This is a genomic window from Rathayibacter sp. AC182, from assembly GCF_979253875.1.
This window is the reverse complement of record NZ_CEEDEK010000002.1, coordinates 152,821-170,718: the sequence shown is the minus strand read 5'-3', so window position 1 is coordinate 170,718 and position 17,898 is coordinate 152,821. Positions and strand designations below refer to the sequence as shown.

Sequence of the window (17,898 nt, the reverse complement as noted above, 5' to 3'; positions counted from 1 at the left end):
CGTGCACCTCTCCGGACGCTCCGTCCTCGTCCTCCTCGTCGGCCTCGTCCCCGTCGTCCTGCTCGGCGGGCGGGCGCAGGTCGCCTTCGCCGTGCTCGCGCTCTGGCTGCTCGTCTCTGGGCCGTCCTCGTCGGCGTCGATCTGGCGGTCGCCGGCTCGCCGCGCGCCGTCCTCCTCGAGCGCATCGTGCCCGATCGCGTCCGTCTCGGCGAGCGCGCGGAGGCGGAGCTGCTGATCACGAGCACCGGGCGCCGCCGCGTCCGCGGAGTCGTCCGCGACGCGTGGGAGCCGTCGGCGGGGGCGCTGCGCACCCGCACGGCACTGGACCTCCCCTCCGGAGAGCGCCGAGCCGTCAGGACGGTGCTGGAGCCGCGCCGGCGCGGCGAGCGGCACGCCCTCCATGTGACGATCCGGTCGGACGGACCCTGGGGCTCGCCGGGCGGCAGGCGACGCGGTCGGCTCCCGCGACGGTGCGGTGCTCCCGCCGTTCCGCTCCCGCCGGCACCTGCCCTCCCGGCTCGCCCGGCTGCGCGAGCTGGAGGGCCGCACGAGCGTCATGATCCGAGGGCAGGGCACCGAGTTCGACAGCCTCCGGGAGTACGTCCGCGGCGACGACGTGCGCTCGCTCGACTGGCGGGCGACGGCGCGGCGCCGTGAGCCCGTCGTCCGCACCTGGCGCCGGAACGGGACCGGCGCGTGGTCGTCGTCCTCGACACCGGGCGCACCTCTGCCGCCCGCATCGCGGACGAGCCCTGGCTGGACACGGCGATCGAGGCGGCTCTGCTGCTCTCGGCCCTCGCGGCGAGCGCGGGCGACCGGATCGACGTGCTCGCCTTCGACCGCGCCCGACGCGCCCGCGTCCACAGCGCCTCCGGGAGCGAGGTCCTCGGCCGGGTCGTCGACGCCCTCGCTCCGGTGCAGCCGCAGCTCGTCGAGACCGACTGGTCGGCCGTGCCCGCGCAGGTGCGGGCCCTCGTCCCAGCGCTCCCTGGTCGTCCTCCTCACAGCCCTCGACTCGGTCGGCGCCTCGGAGGGGCTGCTGGCGGTGCTCCCCCAGCTGACCCGCACGCACACGGTCGTCGTGGCGTGCTCGCTGGATCCCGAGCTCGTCGAGATGGCGGCCGACCGGAGCGACCGCGCGACCGTCTACACTGCGGCAGCCGCGGAGCGCTCGCTCGGCGACGCGGACCGGCTGGCGGCGGCCGTGCGCCGGCTCGGCGGCGACGTCGTCCTCGCGACGCCCGAGAAGCTGCCGCCCGGCCCTCGCCGACCGCTACATCGCCCTGAAGGCGGCCGGCCGGCTCTGATCAGGCGTCGGCGATGCTGCGGGAGCCGCGCGCGAAGCGGTCGAGGTCGCCGGTCTCCCCGCCCGGGCGGCCCGGCCGCCGAGCACGATCATGTAGGCGAGGAACGCGAGCAGCGCCACCGACCCGATCCCGATCTTCACGAACCACGGCCACGGCGCCGGCGTGACGAAGCCCTCGATGATCCCGGCGACGAACAGCACGAACACGAGCCCGATCGCCACGGTGAACAGACTCCGGGCGTCCTCCGCGAGCGCCTGGCCGCGGGTGCGCGCTCCGGCGCGATCCAGGCCCAGAAGATCCGCAGTCCCGCCGCGGCCGCCACGAACACGGCCGTCAGCTCGAGCCGCCCGTGCGGGGCGATGTAGAGGAAGAACGTGTCGCCCTCGCCGTAGTGGAACATCACGGCGATCGAGGTGCCGAGGTTCTGCGCGTTCTGCAGCAGGATGTACGGCACGTAGACGCCGACGATGCCGAAGGCGACGCACTGCGCGGCGATCCAGGCGTTGTTGGTCCAGACCTGGCCGGCGAAGGACGCGGCCGGGTTCTCGGAGTAGTAGTCGACGAAGTCCTCCTGGGCGAAGCGTCGCAGGCTGCTCGTCGTCGCCGAGCGAGGCGAGCAGGCGGGCGTCCCCCAGGATCCACACCGCGAACAGCGTCGACACGAGCGCGGTGGCCAGGGCGACGGCGAGCGTGAGCCAGCGGAGGCGGTGCAGCGCGGCCGGCAGCGTCACGACGGCGAACCGCGCGATCGCCGCGAGCGGCTCCTCCCCGGTGCCGGTGAGCCGGCCGCGCGCCCGCGAGAGCGAGACGGCGAGCCGGGCGCCGACGGCGGTCGATCCCGCCGTCGAGGCGATCGCGGCCAGATCGGCGGACGCCGACTGGTAGCGCTCGACGAGCTCGTCCGCCTCGTCGCCGGTGAGCCGGCGCTTGCGCGAGGCTCGTCCAGGCGGCGCCACTGCGCGTCGCGCGCGGCCGAGAGAGCGTCGATGTCCATCTGTTTAGATGATAGCCATGGGCATCGATCGGCTGGACGAGGGCGAGGACGACAGCCTGATCACGGGTGAGGGCGATCGCCCTCGAGGTCCCTGTGACCTCCCTTCGTCCTCCGGGCCTGCGGGGCGGTCATCGACCTCGTCGCCGAGATCCTCCTGGCCCTCGCGCTGTTCTACCTGGTCTCCGTCCTCGCCGGAGGGAGCGGCCTCGACCCGTCCGCCGCGGCGGCCGTCGGCATCGCCGCTCTCGTCACCTCCCTCGTGCTCGTCCCGGTCGCCGTCGAGACGGCCACGCGCGGACGCTCGCTCGGGAAGCTAGCGGTCGGAGCCCGGGTCGTCCGGGACGACGGCGGGCGATCTCCTTCCGTCACGCGCTGGTGCGCGGGATGACCGCGGTCCTCGAGATCGTGATGACGGCCGGCGGGCTCGCCGCCGTCGTCGGGCTGCTGTCCCGCCGCTCCCGACGGCTCGGCGACGTCCTCGCCGGGACTCACAGTCAGCTCGAGCGCGTCCCGTCGGTCGTGGAGCTCCGCGCCGAGGTGCCGGAGCCGCTGCTCGGCTGGGCGGCCACCGCCGATGTCGCGCGGCTCCCCGATGCTCTGGCCCGCCGGCTCGCGCAGTTCCTGCGGAACCGGACCGGGATGACCGAGCCCTCCCGCTCGCAGCTGGCCGCGTCGCTCGCGCACGAGGTGTTGGCCTCGGTGTCCCCGGTGCCCTCCGCGCCGGCGGAGGACTTCCTCCTGGCCGTCTCGGCGCTGCGCCGGGTGCGCGAGGAGCGCGCCCTGCGGCTCGCCGCCGACCGCCTCGACCGGCTCGCGCCGGTCCTGGCCGGCGCGCCGCGCGGTTTCCCCGACCGCTCAGGTCACTTCTCGGCGGACGGCTCCCGGTAGCGGATCGTCGTCCAGCCCTGCGGGACCGAGTCGGGCGTCGTGCGCCTCGCAGAGGTCGTAGCCGTGCGGGTCGGGCGCGGGGCTCAGCGGGCCGACGGCGACGACCGAGTCGCGGTAGTCGTAGGTCAGAGTGACGGCGGCCGGAGCCTGGCAGCCCGTCCGCGAGCACTGCCGTCCGGTCATCGCGCCCACAGTAGCAATAGGCTGGGGGCATGCCCCGTGCTCGTCGCTCCACCGCTCGTCAGGCGGCATCGGTGCGGGGCGGCTCGAGGGACAGGCACGGTCGCGGCATCCGCGGCCCCGTCACCGGGCCCCACCTGCCCCTGCTGCAGACCCGCACCGACTTCTTCGAGATGACGGTCGGATCCGCCATCGACTACCTCCGCGGCGCCTGGCCCGACGAGCTGGCGGGCATCCGCGTCGACATCGCGGCGACTCCGGACGTCGATCCTGCGCGGCTGCGGGCCACGGGCATCGCCCGCTGGCGGGTGGACCACGCCGAGCGCCGCATCACGCTCTACCGGGTGCCGATCCAGCGCCTCGCCAAGCCGCACCGTCGCGACGAGTTCCACGAGCGGATGCTCATCGAGAGCCACGTGTTCCGCGCGGTCGCCGAGCTCCTCGGCCGCGACCCGTGGGACATCTCCCCGGACCGCTTCCGCCACCTCGACGCCCAGGGCGCCGCCGCTCAGTGCGAGTAGACCGTGATCGGCGACGAGAGCGGACCGGGCGGGACGATCGGGTAGCCGCGAGGCGCCCGTCGCTCGCGATCGACACCGACGCCTGCACCGGCTGATCGCTCGTGACCACGGGCGGGTCGACCCCGGGGTCGACGGTCGCGAAGGCGAAGGGGCCGATCTCGACGGTGCGCGAGCCCGAGCGGAGTCGAGCCACGGAGGCGGTCGTGTCGCTGCCGTTCGCGAGGTGCAGGCGGGCCCCGGGCTCGCCCGTGCTGGCCACGCCGAAGGGCGTCGAGGTGGACGTGCCGGAGGCGAACCAGGCGTAGTCGGTGCCGGCGGAGCCGGTCGACGTCGTGCGTCCCGCCGCGACGACGGGCTCGTCCGAGGTGAGCGTGATGCGGTAGGAGCCCTCGGCGAGTCCCGACAGCGGGACCTCGCCGACCCGGCCGGCCGGCACGACGACCTGCGTCGACGTCCCCGCGCCGCTCGGGTCCTCGTTCGCGACCTCGATCGAGACGGTGCTGTCGGCCTCGCCGGGCGCCAGGATCCTCAGCACGGGGCTGCCGGCTCCGCCCGTGCCGTCGTCGCTGGACGTCTCGGCGGAGGGGTCGAGATCCGGTAGCCGGAGACGACGGTCAGGGTCGACGGGGCCGCCGACGGGGCGGTCGTCTCGACGCCCACGGGGGTGAGGCCTGCGATGGCGGTGCTCTGGAGGCTCGCCGCGATCTCGCCGCCGCGCGCGGTCATCCGCACGACCGGCTGCACGACGTCGGGCGCGAGTCCTGCGAGGGGCAGTGCGCGGACGGTCCCGGGCGGCACGACGATGCCCGTCGATCCGGTGGCGGCGATCGGCCCGTTCTCGCCGTAGAGCGACAGGTCGACGGTGGCCGCCGCCTCGCTCGCATTGGCGAGGACGAGGACGGAGGTCGAGCCGACGTCCGTCGAGCCGCCGACGATCCAGCTGTCGGCCGAGGGCTCGATGCGCACCCCAGCGCGCTCAGACCGGAGACGGTCTCGGTCGCGATCGACTGCGTCGTCCGCCTCCCGGCGTCAGGTCGGCGCCGGCGGGCGCGACCAGGCGCGATCCCGCTGCCGGGCGCGGCCACGTCCGGCTCGTCGAGGACGGCGGAGTCGGTCGCGACGCCGTCCGGCCAGACGGCCGAGCGCGATCCCTCGAGGGCGCGGAGCTCCTCCGGATCGGTCGCGTCGAGGAGGTCTCCCCGCGGACGAGAGCGCTGTCGGCGGCGACGGGGGTGACGGAGACGCCCTCCGCGGCCCGGGTCGCCGCGGGGAGCGGGGCAGCTGGGGCAGGACGACAGCGGTGGCGGCGAGCACGACACCGACCGCGCCGACCGCGGTCCGCATCGCGTTGCGGCGGCGACGGGCGGCGGAGGCGCGCCGGTCGCGCGGAGGCTTCGGCGGGACGGTGGCGACGGAGTCCGTGCCGGCCGCCGCGCTCCGCTCCTTCGAGAGTGCACGCGCGGCTCTCCGCTCGGCGCGCGTCGGATCGACCGGGGGCGGGGGGACCGCGGGCATCTTCTTCTCCTGGTCGCGGGGATCAGACATCGTCGGTCCCGTCGTCGAACTGGCCGGTGGCCTCGCCCGGCTCGTCGTCCATGCCCGCGACGGCGGCACCCGACCGGGCGCGTTCGAGCGACATCCCCGTGGGGACGGCCAGCAGGACCGCGACGAGGAACACGAGCAGCAGAGCGGTCGTGTAGGCGATGCCGAAGGGGCCGACCACGTCCTCGGGAGCGGCCTCCACGCGCTGGTCGTCGGGGTCGACGGCGCTCCAGAGGAGGCCGTAGTTCGTGTCGCCGACCGCCGAGAACGCGGGGTTGCCGTCGAGCGAGACCGCGGCACGGGCCTGCACGGCCGACGCCGCGTCGCCCGCCTGCGTGTCGTCGGCGTCGGTGAGCACCACGAAGCGGACGCCGAGCTCGTCGAGCGCCCCCTCGACGTCGTAGCCGGAGCGCGACACGAGGTTCCCGGCGAGCTCGTCGATCTCGTCGGTCCTCTCGGCACCGGTCGCGGCGAGGGTCGACTGCTGGTCCAGCGTCGCTCCCGCGCCGCGCTCGAGACGGGCGAGGATCCCGCCGTCGTCCTGCGGCACCAGAACGATCGTGCCGACGCGCGGGTCGTTCTGCGCCTCGGCCGCGACGTACGCGGGGAGCGATCGATCGGAGGTGCTCGCGATGGACGAGCCGTCGGAGGCGGGGAACGCCAGCGCGAAGGACCGACCCGCGAGAGCGGCGGTGATCGTGACGACGAGGGCGGTCACCAGGCGCAGCGAGGGCAGAGCACCGAGCGACAGCAGAAGCCGATCACCAGGCCGAGCCAGTAGAGGCTGAGCCCGGTACCGCTCCACACGGCCACCGACTCGGAGCCGGCGGTCGCGACCTGGATCCCCTGGGCGAGGGAGGCGGTGAGCAGGCCGGCGGCCGCGACTCCCACTCCGCCCAGGGCGGGGAGGTTGTTCGGCAGCAGGAGGGATCCGAGGGCGGCGACGATCAGCGGGAGCACGAGCACCGAGGTCGCGAGCGGAGCGGCCGCCTCGGCGATGCCGAGCCGGTCCGAGAGCAAGCCGGTCCAGTCGCCCGGCAGCCCCGCCGGGACGCCCCGCGAGGAGCGAGAAGAAGTCCGCCCGGACGGAGGGCGAGCACCTCCGGGTCGGCGAGGACGGCCAACCAGTTCGCGGGGCGCAGGGCGACGACCAGGGGGAACAGCAGGGCGAACGCGGGGATCGGCAGCAGGCCGGCGAAGCGGCCGAGGCGGCGTCCGGAGGTCGCGAGGATGACGAGCCACACCACCAGCAGCGGCAGCGACAGGATCGGAGCGCAGGCGACGACGGCGGCGGCGAGGAGCGACGCGGTGGCGGAGGCGGACCACGAGCGGTACGCGCCGAAGCCGGCGAAGAACAGCCACGAGCAGCAGCACGTGCACCAGGATCGGGCCCGGCCGCCCGTCGGCCTGCGCTGCGTAGAACGCGGGGGCCAGGATCCCGACGCGATGGCGCCGAACGCCCGGGCGAGGGTCGCGGCGTGATCCGCGCGACCATCAGCCAGGCGCCCATCGCGGCGAGCGGGAGCGCCGTCAGGTAGAGCAGCACCATCGCGTAGCTCGGCGACCAGAAGGTGATCGACCCCAGCACCGCGAGCACGGCGGCGAAGGGATCGGCCGCTCCGATGAAGCCGGAGCGAGGCGTCGCGCCATCCGTAGGCCGCGTTGCGCCACAGCTCGGCGACCGTGGGCGAGAGGTCAGCAGGCCGCCCCCGCTCCAGGGCGGGTGCCGATCAGGGGCGTGTAGATGATGAGACCCGCGAGCGCTGCCGCGAGAACGACCCAGATCCCTCCGCTCTGGAAGAAGTGCAGGGGGTGCCGCTCGCGGCTCGCCTGGACCCGGACGGCGTCGTGCCGCACGGAGCGCAGCTGGCGGACGGTGTCAGCGGATCCGCAGCGGCGCGATCGCCTTCCAGCCCACGTTCTTCGAGGAGCGCAGGATCTTCCGCGCCCGCAGCACCTTCGTGGCGCCGAAGGCGGCGACGACCCGCGGCGAGCAGCTCGCCGCCGACGAGTCCCGGCTGCTTGCGGAGCAGGCGGACGACCGCGCGCCCGACGGCGAGCGGCACGAGCGAGAGCCAGTGCAGGACGAGCAGCGCCACGGGCGCGTACGCGAGGCGGCGGTGCAGCTGCGCGGTGCGGTGCTGCCTCGCGCGGCGGCGCTCCTCCGTCGATGCGCCGGCCGTCGGGGCGCTGCAGGCCAATGCGGGCGGTCGTGACCCGCGCGTCCGGCACCCGGCTGACGCGGTGCCCGGCCAGGCGGGTGCGGATCGAGAAGTCGAGGGCGTCGTCGACCACGGGCAGACCGGGTCGAACCCGCCGAGCTCCTCCCACAGGGAGTGGCGCACGAGCATGCCGCCCGCGGCGACCGCGAGGACGTCGGGGTGGCGTCGTGCTGCTCCTGGTCGAGCTCGTCCTCGACGAGGTGGACCGTGGTGCCGTAGTTCGTGATCGATTCGCCGTAGCTGCGGATGTAGCCGGACCGGGTCCAGTCCACCGACCTTCGGGCCGGCGACCGCGACGGAGGGCGACCTCGACGGCGCCGAGTAGCGCGGCGAGCGCCCCGGGCTCCGGGAGCGGAGTCCTGCGCGAGCAGCCAGAGCCACTCGTCCTCGCCCCGCGGAGGCTGCATCACGCGCACCGCGCGCGCGACGGCCTGGCCGAAGGGCAGGTTCTCGGAGACCTGGACCAGCTGGGACGGACCCCACCCCGCGAGCAGCTCGCCCGTGGCGTCCTTCGAGCCCCCGTCGACGAAGACGGTCGCGTCGGGCTGACGGGTCTGTGCTCGGAGCGCCGCGAGGTGCGTTCCAGATACGCTGCGCCGTTGCGCGCGACGAGGACGGCGGTTACTCGGGGATACATCGCGGACCACCCTAGGCGATGCCGACGGACCACCCGCCAGCGGCTCGCCGCCCCGCCCCCGCGCCCGCTCGCCGGCGCCCCTCCTCGAGGAGCCCGTCACCGCCCGCCGCTGATCACCAGGAGCAGGCCGACGCGGACGCTGCTCGGGCGGCCGATCGCCTGCGCCGACGCACCGAGCCCTTCCGGCTCCCGGGCGTGCGACCGAGAAGTACGCACAACCTGAGCGGAACACGCCCCATCGCGCAAGCGGCACCAGCCATGCTCGACCCGAGCCGGATCCGTGCCACGCATCCCCTGCGGCAGCAAGCACGCGCAGCCTCGGCGGAGCGTGCCCCTACCTCCCTGCGGTAGCGAGCACGCGCGCAGCCTCGGCGGAGCGTGCCCCGCCGGGAGGGCGAAGAGCAGGGGGCGGAATTCAGGCCCGGCGTCGGAGCTTGCGGCGCTCGCGCTCGGACAGCCCGCCCCAGATGCCGAAGCGCTCGTCGTTCTCGAGCGCGTACTCGAGGCACTGGGAGCGCACCTCGCAGGACGTGCAGATCTTCTTCGCGTCGCGGGTGGAGCCGCCCTTCTCGGGGAAGAACGCCTCGGGGTCGGTCTGCGCGCAGAGCGAGTCGGCCTGCCAGGAGAGGGCACCGCCGGGCGCCTCGCTCTCCGTGACGATGCCGGGGGCGGACGCCGGGCACGCCCAGGCGGATCGGGTCGACGAACCAGTCGTCGGGCACTCCCGCGCGTCCTGCTGCTCGGAGAGACGGTCTGCTGCGGCGGCGTGGTCCGCTTCGGAGAAACGGTCCGCTCCGCCGACGCTGTCGAGAATCGCCATGCCGTCTCCTACCCCGCCGGTACCGATGAACGGCGACCCGCTCCTCCGGAGGCGCCGCCCACGTAATTACATCGGTGTCATTCGCTGAGGTCAAGTCGCAGACTGTAAACCCTCAACAACCCGTGGAGGGTTCACGACACTCCGGCGTGTCGCAAGCGTGACGCCGGAGTGCCGTCGGTCAGGAGGTCGCCGCGCTCCGCGCGCTCCAGGCGCTCTCGACCATGTCGGAGAGCGAGTGGCGCATCTCCCAGCCGAGGTCGCGCGCCGCGCGCTCCCCGACGCAACGATGCGCGGCGGGTCGCCCGGACGGCGGGGAGCGGTCTCGGGCTCGAAGGCGATGCCGGTGGTCTCGGCAATGGCGCGCATGATCTCGCCGACCGAGGCGCCGTCGCCGCTGCCCAGGTTGTAGACCGGCTCGATCGGCTCGCCGGCCGCCAGGCGGCGGGCCGCGGCGACGTGGGCGAGGGCGAGGTCGGCCACGTGGATGTAGTCGCGGACGCACGTCCCGTCGGGCGTGGGGTAGTCGGCGCCGTTGATGCGCGGCGTGCGACCCGCCAGCAGCGCCTCGAAGACGAGGGGGAAGAGGTTGTGCGGACTCGTGTCGTACACGTCCGGGTAGCCGGAGCCGACGACGTTGAAGTAGCGGAGCGAGGCGTGCCGCACGCCCCACGCGCGCCCCGCGTCGGCGAGGAGCCACTCCCCGATCAGCTTGGTCTCGCCGTAGGGCGACTCGGGCTCTTGGGGGTCTCCTCGGTGACCAGCTCGACGTCGACCGCTCCGTAGACCGCGGCGCTGGAGGAGAACACGATCGAGGACACGCCCGCGCGCTCCATCGCCGCGAGGACCCGGAGGTCGCGGTCACGTTCTGCTCGTACGTGTGCAGCGGCCGCTGCACCGAGACGCCCGCGTACTTGAAGCCCGCGACGTGCACGACCCCCTCGATGTCGTTCTCGGCGAAGGCGCGGTCGAGCAGCGCCTCGTCGAGGATCGAGCCGCGGTAGAAGGGGACGCCCTCGGGCACGAACGAGGCGTGGCCCGACGAGAGGTCGTCGATGACGACGGGGTCGATGCCCTGCTCGGAGAAGGCCCGGACGACGTGCGCCCCGATGTACCCGGCTCCTCCGGTGACCAGCCATGCCATGTGCGTCCTCCTCGTGATCCACGTCGGCCGTCGACGTCAGCGCTCGGCGCCGTCGCTACCCTATCGGCGCGGTACGACGGCGCAGGACTGGCAGGAACGGGACGCCGAGCGCTATCCTGCCACCGTGCTCCACTCCGTCGCCCTCGTCGCGCTGCCCGGCTTCGCCCCGTTCGAGTTCGGGGTCGTCTGCGAGGTCTTCGGGATCGACCGGAGCGAGCAGGGCGAGGCCGCGTTTCGACTTCCGGGTCGTCACCGCCGATCCGGGTCCGGTGCCCATGAGCCTCGGCCTCGACACGATCGTGCTCGACGGTCTCGACACGGCCGAGGGCGCCGACCTGATCGCGATCCCGGCACTCCCGCGCGGACCCGTCGACGAGCGCGTCCTGGCCCTGCTGCGCCGCGCGCACGAGCGGGGGGCGTGGATCCTGAGCGTCTGCAGCGGTGCGTTCGTGCTCGCCCGGGCGGGACTGCTCGACGGTCGGCGTGCGACGACCCACTGGATGCACGCGCGGGAGCTCGCCGAGCGCTTCCCCGCGGTCCGGGTCGATCCCGACGTCCTCTTCGTGCAGGAGGGGCGGATCGTCACCAGTGCCGGCACGGCCGCGGGCATCGACGCGTGCCTGCACATCGTCCGGGAGGAGTGCGGGCCGCCGCCGCGAACGTCGTAGCGCGGCGCATGGTGGTGCCGCCGCAGCGCCACGGAGGGCAGGCCCAGTACATCCACCCCCGTCCCCGAGGTGCGGGCCGACTCCTTCGCCGAGGTCACGGAGTGGATGCTCGGCAACCTCGACCAGGAGCTGTCGGTCGAGACGCTCGCCCGGCGGGCGCTGATGTCGCCCGGACCTTCGCACGGCGGTTCCGCGCCGACCTCGGCGCGACTCCGCTCGCCTGGCTCAACCGGCAGCGGCTCCTGCGCGCCCAGCAGCTGCTCGAGGAGACGGACCTGACCCTCGAGACCATCGCCGGACGCGTCGGCTTCGGCACCGCCGCCGTCATGCGGCACCACTTCGTGCGGGTGCTGCAGACGACGCCGGCCGCGTACCGGCGGACCTTCGCCTGCGCCGCGGCGTCCTGACGCGCGCCGCCGCCGGGGGTGCCGCGTCCTACAGCGTCGCGACGAAGAGCGTGCCCGTGCCGGTCACCGAGAGCCCACCCTCGGACGGAGTGACGAAGACGCTGGCGCCGCGCTCGACGCGCGCCTCCCCCTCCGCCCCGCGCAGCACGAAGGCGCCCGAGGTCGCGATCGCGATGGCCGGCCCGGTCAGGGCCAGCTCGACGGCGTCCTCCGAGACGGGCTCGATGACGGCGAGCACGAAGTCCGGCACGTCGGGGCGGTAGATCCGGAGTCCGGGAGCGGCGTCCTCGGCGGCGAGGTAGGGCACCGGCAGCGGCGAGAACTCGAGCACGTCCAGAAGCTCGGGCACATCGATGTGCTTGGGGGTGAGCCCGCCCCGCAGCACGTTGTCGGACGCCGCCATCAGCTCGACCCCTGTGCCGTGCAGATACGCGTGGATGTTGCCCGCGGGGAGGTAGAGCACCTCGCCGCGGGCGGGTCGCACGCGGTTCAGCAGGAGCGAGAGGACGATCCCCGGGTCGCCCGGGTAGCTGTCGGCGAGGTCGCCCACGGTGCGGAGCTCGAGCCGCTCGTCGCCGGCGGCCGCGCGCACGACGGCGTCGACGAGCGCCGCCACCTCGGCGCGGTCGCCGTCGGCGAGGAGCCAGGACACGGCACCGCGGAGGACCTGCTCGGCCTCCCCGTCGAGGGTCGCCGCGAACGCGAGGACCGCGTCGGCGCCGGCGTCCGGCAGACGGGCGGCGAGCTCCGCGAGCAGCGAGCGCGTGCTCTCGGGATCGCGGAAGCCGCACAGGGCGTCGAAGCTCTCGCTCAGCGCGTAGATCAGCTCGGGCTTGTGGAACGGGTCCTTGTAGTTGCGGTTCGCGGCCTCCCGCGCGAGTGCCGCGCTCGTCCTCCTCGACGAAACGGCGCTGCGCGGTCTCGGCCGAGGGTGCGCCTGGAGCGAGAGAGGAGCGCCGGCGGCGAGGATCTTCAGGAGGAACGGCAGCCGGGGCTCGCCCGAGACCGGGTCGACCGAGCCCTGCACTCCGGCGAGCGCCGCCTCGGGCTCCCGGGCGATGAAGTCGGCGAGGGTGCGGGCGCCGACCCGGTCCGGCTCGAGGATCCTCGACGGCGATCCGGCGTGTGCACCGAGCCACAGCTCCGCCTCCGGGCCGCCCGAGGCCGGCGTGCCGAGCGCGTCGGAGATGCCGGTGGAGGAGCCCCAGGCGTAGTCGCGGGGGGTGTTGCCGATCGGGATGAACACGGGGCGGGCCTTTCCGTCCGGGGAGCAGTGGGAGCCGCGCCGTCCGGACCCTGCCGGGGCCGCTCCGCTGCGACGGTAGCAGGATCCACAACGGCGACCGCTGGTCGCGGGCACCGGGTTGGCGCTCCCCTCCACCGTTCGTGCCCCGACGGCGTGGTCTTCGTACGCTGGCGGGAGCCGCGTCGCCGCCGCTGGAACACAGGGGCGGCCCGGCTCGAGCGAGGGAGCGACGGAGCACATGGACAGCACGATCTTCGAGACGTTGGCGGCCGACTTCTACGGGTTCGCGGGGAGCCTCTCCCCCGCCGAGAAGGAGCTCCTCGCGGGCATGCGCTCGTTCCTCGAGGAGCAGGTGCGCCCGATCGCCGACGACTACTGGGAGCGCGCCGAGTTCCCCGCCACCTGGTGCCCGGCATCCACGCCACCGGCGCGATCGGACTGTCGTGGCCCGGCACCCGGGCGATCGAGAACTCCGCGGTCTTCCGCGGCTGGGTGGCGCTGGAGTTCGGTCGGGTCGACGCGGGCATCGCGACCTACGTCGGCGTGCAGAACGGGCTCGTGATGGGCACGGTCCAGGGTGACGGGCTCGGACGAGCAGCGCGCGGAATGGCTGCCGAGGCTCGCGTCGGGCGAGGTGATCGGAGCCTTCGGGCTGACCGGAGCCGCAGTCCGGCTCCGACTCCGCCCAGGGCCTGCGGACGACGGCGCGGCGCGAGGGCGACGAGTGGGTCCTCGACGGGGAGAAGCGCTGGATCGGCAACGCGACGTTCAGCGACATCACCGTGATCTGGGCCAAGGACGTCGCCGATCAGCAGGTGAAGGGGTTCCTGGTCCCGACCTCGACGCCGGGCTACCGTGCCACCGCGATCGCCCGCAAGCAGAGCCTGCGCACGATCCAGAACGCCGACATCGTGCTCGAGGGCGTGCGGGTCCCGGAGTCGCTCCGCCTGCAGAACGCGAACTCGTTCCGCGACACCGCGAAGGTGCTGCGCCTGACGCGCGCCGAGGTGGCGTGGCAGGCGATCGAGGTCGCGATCGGCGCCTACGACGCGGCACTGCGCTACGCCCGCGAGCGCGTCCAGTTCGGCAAGAAGCCGCTGGTCGGCCACCAGCTCGTGCAGGACCTGCTCGTCAAGAGCATCGGCAACATCACCGCCAGCATCGCTCTGGCGACGCGGGTGTCCGAGATGCTCGACGCGGGCGAGCAGCGCGACGAGCACTCCGCCCTCGCCAAGGCCTACACGACGGCGCGGATGCGGGAGACGGTCGCCTGGTGCCGCGAGGTGATGGGCGGCAACGGCATCGTCCTCGACTACGGAGTCGCCCGCTTCTTCGCCGACGCGGAGGCGCTCTACTCCTACGAGGGCACCCGCGAGATGAACACTCTCATCGTCGGCCGCGCCATCACCGGGACGGCGGCGTTCGTCTGATCCGCGGTTGCGCGGCCCCTCTCTAGACTGATCGCCATGATCCGTCGTGCCGCGCCCTCCGCTCCCCGGGTGCTCGCGGTCGCCGTGCTGACGGTCCTGATCTCCGGGCAGGCCCTGCGGAACCTGGCCGGGTGGTGGGGCTGGGGCCTCGTCGTCGGCGCTCTCCTCGTCGCGGTCGTCGTCGTCGTCGTGCGCGAGCGGCCGAGGCTGCTCTGGAGCCGCACGCCCAAGTCGCTCCTCGCGTTCCTGTGCCTCGTCGTCCTGTCGCTGCTCTGGTCCGCGTACCCCGGTGCGAGCGCGATCCAGGTCACCGCGCAACTCGCCACGACCTTCGGAGGCGTCGCCCTCGGGCTCCTGCTCGGCACCGGCGCCTTCGTCGCCGCTCTCGGGCGAGCCCTGCGGATCACGGTCGGCCTCTCGCTCCTCTTCGAGCTGGTGGTCGCCGTCGTCGTGCGGCAGAGCGTGCTCCCCCTCGTCATCGACCTCCCGGCGAGCGGCCGGATCCCCGGCGCCTTCTACTGGTCGCAGGCCGCCCTGTTCACGGGCGACCCGATCCAGGGCATCGTCGGCAACCGCAATCTGCTGGGGTTCGCGGCCCTGCTCGGCCTCGTCGTGGTGCTCCTCGAGCTCGCGGCGCGCACCGTCCGGCGGCGCTGGGGCGTCGTGTGGGCGCTGGTGTTCGCCGCGACCCTGCTGCTCACCCGCTCGTCGACCGTGCTGCTCTGCCTCGTCGCCGTCGCCCTCGCCGCGGTGTTCGCGCTCTGGGCCCCGCCGCCGGGGCGAGGACGGACGCCGGCCGGTGCGCCTCACCGCGGCCGCCGTCGCAGCGGTGCTCGCCCTCGGTCTGCTCGCGGGCCGGGGTGCGCTCCTCGCCCTCCTGGGCAAGAGCGAGGACGCGACCGGCCGCCTCGACATCTGGAGCGCGGTCGCGGCCCTCGCCGCCGAGCGCCCGGTGCTCGGCTGGGGCTGGGTCAGCTACTGGGCGCCCTGGGCCGCGCCGTTCGACACGCTCGCCGAGCGCAAGGGCGTCCTCTACCTCCAGGCCCACAACGCCGCGCTCGACGTCTGGTTCCAGCTGGGCGCCGTCGGTCTCGTGCTCTTCACGGCGCTCGTCGTCTCGACCCTCTGGCGCTCCTGGTTCCGCGCCGTCGACCGACCCCGCCGCAGCGCCACCGCCGCGCTCCCCTACTCCACCCTCTCTCTCGCTCCGCTCCTGATCGTCGTCGCCCTGCTCGCGCAGTCGCTGGCCGAGAGCCGTCTGCTGATCGAGAGCGGCTGGCTCCTGCTCGTCGCCCTCGCCGTGCTGACGAAGCAGCCCGCGAACGCAGGCGGAGGAGGCCCTGGCGGCCGACCCGTCCCCCTCGCCGGCGAGCGCGCAGGGCGATGACGGGCCGGCGTCCGTCCGCTCTCCCGCCGTACCTGTCGGACGCGGTGGCCTCGCCGCAGTTCGCGGCCGCCCTCGCCCAGTCCACCCTCGTGGTGGTGCTCTGCGCGCCCGCCGTCCGCGGGGTGATCGGCTGGCCCGGCTACATCGCGGCCATCGCCACGCTGACCGTCCTCGCCGCGGCGATGATCGTCCTGCGCCGCGGGATGCTCGACTGGGAGGGGCTGCTGCCGACCAGCATCCTCGTGTTCCTGGGGTGGATCGCGCTGAGCGTGCTCTGGAGCGGGTACCAGTGGTCGACGGTCTCGGGTGTCGTCTACCAGCTCGCGCTCGCGTTCCTCGCCGTCGCGATCGGGGTGACCCGCGACATCATCCAGATCATCCGCTCGGTCGGCGACGTCCTGCGCTTCGTGCTGATCGCCTCCGTCGCCGTCGAGGTGGTGGCGGGCGTGCTGATCGACCGGCCGCTGCGCTTCCTCGGCGTCGAGGGCCAGCTCGCGGTCGGCGGTCCGATCCAGGGCCTCGTCGGCACCGGAACCAGCTCGGACTGGTCTGCCTGCTCGCCGTGGTCACGTTCGCGGTCGAGCTGATGACCCGTTCCGTCGCGCGCGGCCCGGCGATCTCCTCCCTCGCCCTCGCCGTCGTCACCCTGCTCTTCACCCGGTCGGCCGTGAGCGCGGGGGTGCTGGTGGTCGCCGCCGTCGTCGCTCTCGCACTGCGCTGGGTGCGGCGCGGAGACAGCGAGCACCGGCGGACCCGGCAGTACGCCACCCTCGGAGTCGCCGTCGCCGCCGCTCTCGCCGCCTGGATCTTCCGCTCGCGGATCATCGCCCTGCTCAACGCGGGCAGCGAGTTCGAGTTCCGGCTCACCCTGTGGCAGCAGGTGTGGCGCTTCACCGACCTCGATCCGCTGATCGGCTGGGGCTGGGTCGGCTACTGGCGCACCGACATGTACCCTTCAACGCCATCGACTACCTCTCGGGCCGGCCGCACTCATCGAGCCTGAACGCCCTGTTCGACCTCGCCCTGCAGGTCGGCGTGGTCGGCGCCGCGCTCTTCGTGGCGCTCGTCGGGCTCGCACTGTGGCGGTCCTGGCTGATCGCGTCCGAGCGCAAGGCGGTCGTGCACGTGTGGCCGGTGATGGTGCTCACGGTGCTGGTCGTCACCGGACTCGCCGAGAGCTCGATCCTGCTCGACGCCGGCTGGCTGCTCGTGGTGATCTGCGCCATGCGCGCCGCGCAGGGGCTCAGCTGGCGGCGCCTCCTGCACCCGCGCGACTGATCCGGCGGCGCCGGGATCCCCGGCGGACGCGCCGTCCCTCCGCCACGGCGCGGAACACCTCGAGGTGCTCCCGGCGGCAGCGCTCCCAGTCGAAGCGGGCGGCCCGGGCCAGGCCCAGCGGAGCGAGCTCCTCGCGTCGGGCGATCGCCTCCGAGGATTCCGTCGGCGATCGAGCGCGGATCGAGCGGATCGACGTACACGGCGGCGTCCCCGCAGATCTCGGGCAGGGATCCGGCATCGGCCGCCGCGACCGGGCATCCGGACGCCATCGCCTCGATCGGCGGGAAGCCGAAGCCCTCGTAGAGGCTGGGGAACGCGAGCACCGCCGCCCGCCGGTACAGCTCGGCGAGCTCCTCGGGATCGACGTGGCCGTGCCACTCCACGAAGTCGGGCAGCTCGCCCAGCCGGTCGAGGTCCCCACCGGTCAGCACGAGGCGCAGGTCGTGTCCGTCGGCGCGCAGCAGCCGCATCGCCTCGAACAGCCGCACGTGGTTCTTGTGCGGCCACGCGCGCGCCGGGAAGAAGACGAAGTCGTCGCGCTCGCCGAGGTTCGCCCGGAACCGCGAGGTGTCCACGCCCAGGTGCGAGACGTGCACCCGCTCCTCCGGGATCCCGAGCAGCTCGACGATGCGGCCCTTGGTGAAGGCGCTGATCGTGATGACCGCGTCGGCGCGGCGGGCCGTCGCCTCGTAGGCGACGCGGCGGAACACGCGCTCGACGCGAGGGAAGAGCTCGGGGAGGTCGCGGTGCTGGAGGTCGAACAGCATCTGCACGTGGCCCTGGCGCCGCGAGGGCCACGGCAGCGGAACCGTGAACGGGAAGTAGAGGATCTCGTCACGATCCAGCCGCCGCCTCAGCCGCACGGTGCGCGCGAGCGCCTGCAGCATGCCGATCGCCCGTCGGCGGTGCCCCGCTCCGCTGATGACTCCGTCCGCGACCTGCTCCGGGACGCCCTCGCCGAAGCCGCGCGCGTTCTCGGGCACCAGCACGCGCACGCGAAGTCCTCCTCGCCGGGACGCGGCACCAGGAGGCGCGTCAGCGCGCGGGCGTAGGTCTCCCCGCCGCCCATCCCGCCCGGGTCGACGGTGAGCACGGCGAGGGTGACGGGGAGCGGTTCCGGCATGGCGTCCAATCGTGTCCGAGACGGGTCAGGATACCGGCGCGCGGTGCCGCCCCGCCGGTCCCGATCCGGACGGCGCGGGAGGCGATGGGTAGTATGTAGCCCGCTGT

15 protein-coding genes and 6 pseudogenes are annotated in these 17,898 nt (G+C 73.9%); 8 read left to right on the top strand and 13 right to left on the bottom strand.

Going from position 1 to position 17,898, the window contains the following annotated elements; translation table 11 throughout:
- Window position 1: 1 nt before the first annotated feature.
- Window positions 2-1,307 (top strand): annotated as a pseudogene (locus tag AC0CII_RS01815) (DUF58 domain-containing protein).
- Here AC0CII_RS01815 and AC0CII_RS01810 read toward each other — a convergent pair.
- Window positions 1,308-2,301, bottom strand: a pseudogene (locus AC0CII_RS01810) (stage II sporulation protein M).
- 66 nt (window positions 2,302-2,367) lie between these two features.
- Between AC0CII_RS01810 and AC0CII_RS01805 the strand changes: the two are divergent.
- Window positions 2,368-3,189 (top strand): hypothetical protein, encoded by an 822-nt coding sequence (locus AC0CII_RS01805; RefSeq protein WP_465228515.1) that lies wholly within the window; start codon window positions 2,368-2,370, stop codon window positions 3,187-3,189.
- Here AC0CII_RS01805 and AC0CII_RS01800 read toward each other — a convergent pair.
- Window positions 3,157-3,372, bottom strand: a complete 216-nt coding sequence (locus AC0CII_RS01800; RefSeq protein ID WP_465228514.1) for a DUF3499 family protein — start codon at window positions 3,370-3,372, stop codon at window positions 3,157-3,159. The genes AC0CII_RS01805 and AC0CII_RS01800 overlap by 33 nt on opposite strands.
- A gap of 29 nt (window positions 3,373-3,401) precedes the next feature.
- Between AC0CII_RS01800 and AC0CII_RS01795 the strand changes: the two genes are divergently transcribed.
- The gene (locus AC0CII_RS01795; RefSeq protein ID WP_465228513.1) at window positions 3,402-3,890 is read left to right on the top strand and encodes a metallopeptidase family protein; all 489 of its coding nucleotides are present in this window, start codon (window positions 3,402-3,404) and stop codon (window positions 3,888-3,890) included.
- Here AC0CII_RS01795 and AC0CII_RS01790 read toward each other — a convergent pair.
- The 9 genes and pseudogenes from AC0CII_RS01790 to galE form a co-directional block, all read right to left on the bottom strand.
- Entirely contained in the window at window positions 3,772-4,425 is a 654-nt protein-coding gene (locus tag AC0CII_RS01790) for a DUF5719 family protein (protein ID WP_465228512.1), read from the bottom strand. The two genes, AC0CII_RS01795 and AC0CII_RS01790, sit on opposite strands and share 119 nt — an antisense overlap.
- A complete protein-coding gene (locus AC0CII_RS01785) occupies window positions 4,419-4,856 on the bottom strand; it encodes a DUF5719 family protein (protein WP_465228511.1) in 438 nt (145 codons plus the stop codon). Before AC0CII_RS01785 ends, AC0CII_RS01790 begins: the two co-directional genes overlap by 7 nt.
- Before the next feature lie 63 nt (window positions 4,857-4,919).
- Window positions 4,920-5,435 (bottom strand): hypothetical protein, encoded by a 516-nt coding sequence (locus AC0CII_RS01780; RefSeq protein ID WP_465228510.1) that lies wholly within the window; start codon window positions 5,433-5,435, stop codon window positions 4,920-4,922.
- Window positions 5,428-6,150 carry a hypothetical protein gene (locus AC0CII_RS01775; RefSeq protein WP_465228509.1) on the bottom strand — a complete coding sequence of 241 codons (723 nt, stop codon included), beginning with the start codon at window positions 6,148-6,150 and terminating at the stop codon, window positions 5,428-5,430. The genes AC0CII_RS01780 and AC0CII_RS01775 overlap by 8 nt, the downstream gene beginning before the upstream one ends.
- Complete coding sequence (locus AC0CII_RS01770) at window positions 6,147-6,806, bottom strand: hypothetical protein (RefSeq protein WP_465228508.1); 660 nt, start codon at window positions 6,804-6,806, stop codon at window positions 6,147-6,149. The genes AC0CII_RS01775 and AC0CII_RS01770 overlap by 4 nt, the downstream gene beginning before the upstream one ends.
- A 321-nt stretch (window positions 6,807-7,127) precedes the next feature.
- On the bottom strand, window positions 7,128-7,289 hold the full coding sequence (locus tag AC0CII_RS01765) for a hypothetical protein (RefSeq protein WP_465228507.1): 162 nt from the start codon (window positions 7,287-7,289) through the stop codon (window positions 7,128-7,130).
- 22 nt (window positions 7,290-7,311) lie between these two features.
- Window positions 7,312-8,301: a glycosyltransferase family 2 protein gene (locus tag AC0CII_RS01760; RefSeq protein WP_465228506.1), complete on the bottom strand. Its 990-nt coding sequence runs from the start codon at window positions 8,299-8,301 to the stop codon at window positions 7,312-7,314.
- A 405-nt stretch (window positions 8,302-8,706) separates the two neighbouring features.
- Window positions 8,707-9,013, bottom strand: a pseudogene (locus tag AC0CII_RS01755) (WhiB family transcriptional regulator).
- 276 nt (window positions 9,014-9,289) lie between these two features.
- A pseudogene (galE, locus tag AC0CII_RS01750) lies at window positions 9,290-10,252 on the bottom strand (UDP-glucose 4-epimerase GalE).
- Window positions 10,253-10,376: 124 nt separating this feature from the next.
- On the opposite strand from galE, the pseudogene AC0CII_RS01745 reads away from it, so the two are divergent.
- Window positions 10,377-11,327 (top strand): annotated as a pseudogene (locus tag AC0CII_RS01745) (GlxA family transcriptional regulator).
- A 28-nt stretch (window positions 11,328-11,355) separates the two neighbouring features.
- On the opposite strand, the gene manA reads toward AC0CII_RS01745, so the two are convergent.
- On the bottom strand, window positions 11,356-12,573 hold the full coding sequence (manA, locus tag AC0CII_RS01740) for a mannose-6-phosphate isomerase, class I (RefSeq protein WP_465228505.1): 1,218 nt from the start codon (window positions 12,571-12,573) through the stop codon (window positions 11,356-11,358).
- A gap of 238 nt (window positions 12,574-12,811) precedes the next feature.
- Between manA and AC0CII_RS01735 the strand changes: the two are divergent.
- The 4 genes and pseudogenes from AC0CII_RS01735 (at window position 12,812) to AC0CII_RS01720 (ending at window position 16,393) form a co-directional block, all read left to right on the top strand.
- Window positions 12,812-14,003 (top strand): annotated as a pseudogene (locus tag AC0CII_RS01735) (acyl-CoA dehydrogenase family protein).
- Between the two features lie 289 nt (window positions 14,004-14,292).
- A complete protein-coding gene (locus tag AC0CII_RS01730) occupies window positions 14,293-15,390 on the top strand; it encodes an O-antigen ligase family protein (RefSeq protein WP_465228504.1) in 1,098 nt (365 codons plus the stop codon).
- 44 nt (window positions 15,391-15,434) lie between these two features.
- Window positions 15,435-15,977, top strand: coding sequence for a hypothetical protein (locus tag AC0CII_RS01725; RefSeq protein ID WP_465228503.1), 543 nt, complete (start codon window positions 15,435-15,437; stop codon window positions 15,975-15,977).
- Window positions 15,977-16,393, top strand: a complete 417-nt coding sequence (locus AC0CII_RS01720) for an O-antigen ligase family protein (RefSeq protein ID WP_465228502.1) — start codon at window positions 15,977-15,979, stop codon at window positions 16,391-16,393. Before AC0CII_RS01725 ends, AC0CII_RS01720 begins: the two co-directional genes overlap by 1 nt.
- Here the strand turns inward: AC0CII_RS01720 and AC0CII_RS01715 are convergent.
- Entirely contained in the window at window positions 16,359-17,801 is a 1,443-nt protein-coding gene (locus AC0CII_RS01715; protein WP_465228602.1) for a glycosyltransferase family 4 protein, read from the bottom strand. The two genes, AC0CII_RS01720 and AC0CII_RS01715, sit on opposite strands and share 35 nt — an antisense overlap.
- Between the last annotated feature and the right edge of the window lie 97 nt (window positions 17,802-17,898).